Source organism: Allofournierella sp. (genome assembly GCF_017889395.1).
GTDB lineage: Bacteria > Bacillota > Clostridia > Oscillospirales > Ruminococcaceae > Allofournierella.
Window position 1 is genome coordinate 1 of record NZ_JAGHKE010000138.1, and the last position, 4,741, is coordinate 4,741.

Annotated in this window: 4 protein-coding genes and 1 pseudogene; 2 read left to right on the forward strand and 3 right to left on the reverse strand. The window is 62.2% G+C overall.

Going from position 1 to position 4,741, the window contains the following annotated elements; all coding sequences use genetic code 11:
- Positions 1-121 precede the first annotated feature (121 nt).
- Both J7G73_RS12690 and J7G73_RS12695 read left to right on the forward strand, forming a co-directional pair.
- Entirely contained in the window at positions 122-1,603 is a 1,482-nt protein-coding gene (locus J7G73_RS12690) for a DUF1846 domain-containing protein (RefSeq protein WP_291246532.1), read from the forward strand.
- A gap of 221 nt (positions 1,604-1,824) precedes the next feature.
- Positions 1,825-3,024 carry a coenzyme F420-0:L-glutamate ligase gene (locus tag J7G73_RS12695; RefSeq protein ID WP_291246533.1) on the forward strand — a complete coding sequence of 400 codons (1,200 nt, stop codon included), beginning with the start codon at positions 1,825-1,827 and terminating at the stop codon, positions 3,022-3,024.
- Here the strand turns inward: J7G73_RS12695 and J7G73_RS12700 are convergent.
- The 3 genes and pseudogenes from J7G73_RS12700 to J7G73_RS12710 all read right to left on the reverse strand — a co-directional run.
- On the reverse strand, positions 3,012-3,404 hold the full coding sequence (locus J7G73_RS12700) for a DUF2871 domain-containing protein (RefSeq protein ID WP_291246534.1): 393 nt from the start codon (positions 3,402-3,404) through the stop codon (positions 3,012-3,014). The two genes, J7G73_RS12695 and J7G73_RS12700, sit on opposite strands and share 13 nt — an antisense overlap.
- Positions 3,405-3,515: 111 nt before the next feature.
- A complete protein-coding gene (locus J7G73_RS12705) occupies positions 3,516-4,073 on the reverse strand; it encodes a TetR/AcrR family transcriptional regulator (protein WP_158097582.1) in 558 nt (185 codons plus the stop codon).
- Between the two features lie 116 nt (positions 4,074-4,189).
- Positions 4,190-4,741, reverse strand: a pseudogene (locus J7G73_RS12710) (M20/M25/M40 family metallo-hydrolase); the annotation flags it as partial.

The following is a 4,741-nucleotide window of genomic DNA, read 5'->3' on the forward strand; positions in this document are numbered from 1 at the left end:
TTGCATTCAGCGCGGGTGCATGGTATCATTTTTTAGTTGAGGACATCCTAAAAACAAGGAACGGTCCGCCGGGTCCCCGGTGGGCATATCAGGCGTTCATGCGATGAGAAGGAGGCTATTTATGCAGATCGGATTCGATAACAACCTTTATATTCAAAAGCAGACCGAGAACATTCTCACCCGGATCGAAAAGTTCCAGGGCAAGCTGTATCTGGAGTTCGGCGGCAAGCTGTTCGACGACTACCACGCCGCCCGGGTGCTGCCCGGCTTTGATGTGAACGGCAAGATCCGTCTGCTGCACGAGCTGCGCGACAAGGCTGAAATCATCTTCTGCATCAGCGCAGGCGACATTGAAAAGACCAAGATGCGCGCCGACCTGGGCATCAGCTATGACATGGAGGTGCTGCGCCTGATCGACGACATCACCGCCATGGACATTGCCGTGAACAGCGTGGTCATCACCCAGTACACAGGCCAGCGCGCCGCCGATGCCTTTGCCAAGAAGCTCACCAGCCGCGGCGTGAAGAACTACATCCACCGCCCCATCGAGGGCTATCCTCTGGCTGTGGACTACATCTGCAGCGACGAAGGCTACGGCTCCAACCCCTATGTGGAAACCACCAAGCCCCTGGTGGTGGTCACCGCTCCCGGCCCCGGCAGCGGCAAGCTGGCCACCTGCCTGAGCCAGGTCTACCACGAGTACAAGCGCGGCGTAATGGCCGGCTATGCCAAGTTCGAGACCTTCCCCATCTGGAACATTCCCCTGAAGCACCCGGTCAACCTGGCCTATGAGGCCGCCACCGCCGACCTGGACGATGTGAACATGATCGACCCCTTCCACCTGGAAGCCTACGGCAAGACCACCGTCAACTACAACCGGGACGTGGAGGCCTTCCCCATCGTGCAGAACATTCTGGGCCGCATCACCGGCGACAAGGAGTTCTACCGCAGCCCCACCGACATGGGCGTGAACATGGCCGGCTACGCCATCTTCGACGACGAAGTGGTGCGCAAGGCCGCCACCGAGGAGATCTTCCGCCGCTACTACACCGCTGCCTGCGATGTGAAGCAGGGCAAGGCCACCGAGGCCAGCCTGCATAAGATCGAGAACATCATGCAGCAGCTGGATGTGAACGCCGAAAGCCGCGCCGTGGTTGCCCCCGCTCTGGCCAAGATGCGCCAGACCGAGCAGCCCGCCGCCGCCATCGAGCTGCCGGACGGCCGCATCGTGACCGGCAAGGCCAGCGACCTGATGAGCGCCTGCAGCGCCACCGTGTTGAACAGCCTGAAGGCCCTGGCCGGCATCCAGGATTCCGTGCTGCTGATCCGGCCCGAGGTGCTGGAGCCAATCCTGCGCCTGAAGATCGACTACCTGGGCAGCCGCTCCAGCGTGCTGAAGGTGGACGATGTGCTGGCCGGTCTGGCCGTGAGCGCCGCCACCGAGCCGGTGGCCGCCAAGGCCATGTCTGCCCTGCCCCTGCTGCGGGACTGCGACATGCACTCCACCCAGATGCTCCACTCCGGCGACCAGGGCACCCTGCGCAAGCTGGGCCTGCGCATCACCATGGAGCCCAAGTACCCCGGCAAGGACCTGTTCTTCTGATTTTTATAACCGACGCGCAGCGCGCCCCCGGAACCGTCTGGTTCCGGGGGCGCGTTTTCCACACTCTGCCGTATTTTCTGTTGAAAGCCGACGCATTCTCCTTTTTGCCGCAAAACGATTTACAAGCCCCGGCCCGGACCTTATAATGGAAGAGGACTTCCCCGCGCGCGGGCAACTCTGTCCCCGCGTGCTGAAATGAAACACAGAAGGAGACAGCTTTTATGGAACGTTTGGTTGGCACTGTATCCCGGGGCATCCGCGCCCCGATCATCCGCCAGGGCGACGACCTGGCCAGCATCGTGGTGGATTCCGTTCTGTCCGCCGCAAACAGCGAGGGCTTCTGCCTGCGCGACCGTGATGTGATCGCCGTGACCGAGGCCGTTGTGGCCCGCAGCCAGGGCAACTACGCCTCGGTGGAGAACATCGCCCAGGATGTGAAGGAAAAATTCGGCGGCGGCACGCTGGGTGTGATCTTCCCCATTCTGAGCCGCAACCGCTTCGCCATCTGCCTGAAGGGCATTGCCGCAGGCTGCGAAAAGGTTGTTCTGATGCTCAGCTACCCCTCCGACGAGGTGGGCAACCATCTGATCAGCGAGGATGAGCTGGATGCCTCCGGCGTGAACCCCTGGAGCGATGTGCTCAGCGAGGAGCGCTACCGGGAGCTGTTCGGCTACAAAAAGCACACCTTCACCGGCGTGGACTACGTGGAGTACTACCGCAGCGTGATCGAGAGTGCGGGCGCGAAGGCCGAGATCATCTTCGCCAACAACCCCCGTGCCATTCTGGACTACACCAAGAACGTGCTCAACTGCGACATCCACACCCGCAAGCGCACCAAGCGGCTGCTGACCGCCGCCGGTGCCGAAAAGGTGCTCAGCCTGGATGAGCTGATGACCGCCCCCGTGAACGGCAGCGGCTACAACGACGCTTACGGCCTGCTGGGCTCCAACAAGGCCACCGAGGAGACCGTGAAGCTGTTCCCCATCCACTGCCAGGAGCTGGTGGACGACATCCAGCAGCGGATTCTGGACGCCACCGGCAAGCACGTTGAGGTAATGGTCTACGGCGACGGCGCCTTCAAGGACCCCATGGGCAAGATCTGGGAGCTGGCCGACCCCGTTGTCTCCCCCGGCTACACCGCCGGTCTGGAGGGCACCCCCAACGAGCTGAAACTGAAGTATCTGGCCGACAACGACTTTGCCAACCTCTCCGGCCAGGAACTGAAGGATGCCATCTCCCAGGCCATCCGGGAGAAGGACGAGAAGGCCGAGAGCCTGACCGGCAACATGGCCAGCCAGGGCACCACTCCCCGCCGCCTCACCGACCTGATCGGCAGCCTGTGCGATCTGACCAGCGGCAGCGGCGATAAGGGCACCCCCATCATTCTGGTGCAGGGCTACTTCGACAACTACACCAAGTAATTTATCACGATGGACACGCCCATCAGAAGATGGCCGATGCCCGCGATGCCGCTGATGGCCGCGTCCGCTCCGCTGCTCAGCGAGATGCCCAGCACCTGCACAACGCCACGCACGGTGAACATCACGGTCATGAAGGGCAGCGCCACGTTGTAAAGGCCGTAAAAGCGGCGGAACATGGGCTGAGCAGTCAGGCTGGTGGTCTTGGCGAAGAGCGCCAGCACCAGAAACAGCACCGTGCCCAGCGCGAACAGATGCAGGTGGTTCACCGCCAGGGTGGTCTTGCCGGTGAAACCGTTCCACTTGGTGAATTCCCGGTAGAACACGCCGAAGGCCATAGAGGCGATGGCGTAGCCGAATGCGGTATTGATGAGTTTTTTCATACGGGGTTCCCTCTTTCCGGGCCGTTGGCTCATTTCAGTTGATTTTGAACGCGGTTCAGAATTTATGAAAAAGCCGCGCCGCTCCCGCCGGGGGCGGCGCAGAATATTTGGTCAGTACAGTACCCGCCGGATCACCGCCAGCAGCACCGCGCAGTCGGTGTCCTCCCGGGCAAGCCCTGCCATCAGGCCGGAGAACACAAACGCCACAAACTGCTGCCGGGTCAGATCCTGCCCGAAGGCATCCGGCCGCACCTTTTCGTCCCGCTCCAGCACCTGCTCCAGGCTGGCACGCATGTGGCCAAAGGCCTCTTCCATGGTCTGCCGGGCCTTTTTCCGGTCCTGGGCAGCAAAGCCGCTCATATGAGCCCGCAGAAAATCCGGGTATTCCGCCGCGCCGGTACGGATGCTGTGGAACAGCCACTCCACACAGGCACAGAAATCCCCGCTCTGGGTGCAGCTGCCCGCCGCGTGGAAGATCCCCCGCCAGATGTCCTGCACCGTGGCGGTGACCAGCTCTGCTTTGCTGGGAAAATAATTGTACACCGAGCCCACCGCCACGTTGGCGGCAGCGGCCACTGCCCGCATGTTCAGTGCGGCCAGGCCCTGACTGGCGGCAATGCTCTTGCTGGCGGCCAGCAGCTCCTCGCGGGATGTGATCACTTTATTCATGGCACTCCTGCCTTTCATCTTGAACACTGTTCATCATACAGGGTTTTCCTCATCTTGTCAAGCAAAAAGCCGGGGCGGTGTTCTGTCCGCCCCGGCTGCAAGGCTGTTTTGCCAGATTACAGCTCGATGGTCTCCAGCTTCAGGATCGCCAGAATGTAGATCTTGAGCGCCTGCATCAGCTGGGCGATGTTGGCCGCCTCGTTGGCGCCGTGCATGGGTCCGCCGAACTCGGGCAGCACGGTGTCCAGCCGCTCGGGGCCGAAGCTCACCGCCTTGGGGAAGTGGCGGGCATAGGTGCCGCCGCCCATGGTGAAGGGCTTGGCGTTCTCGCCGGTGACCTCGTTGTAGGTCTCGATCAGAGCCTGGATGGGCGCGGCGTCGGCGCTGATGTAGAAGGGCACCCGCCAGGTGGCCTGTTCCACGGTGGCGCAGCCCTCGGAGGCCGCCTCCAGCCGGGCCTTGATCTCCTCGCCGGTGATGCTGGTGGGGAAGCGGCTGTCCACATCCTGCCACAGGCGGCCGTCCTTCAGCTCGATCATGCCGCCGATGATGGTCAGCGGATCGAAGGCGTCATCGCTGGCGGCGATGCCCACGCCGCTGCCGTCGGTGTTGCTGTGCAGCTTGCGCAGGTAGGTCAGGAACTCCTCCTCTTCGGCGGTGACCAGATG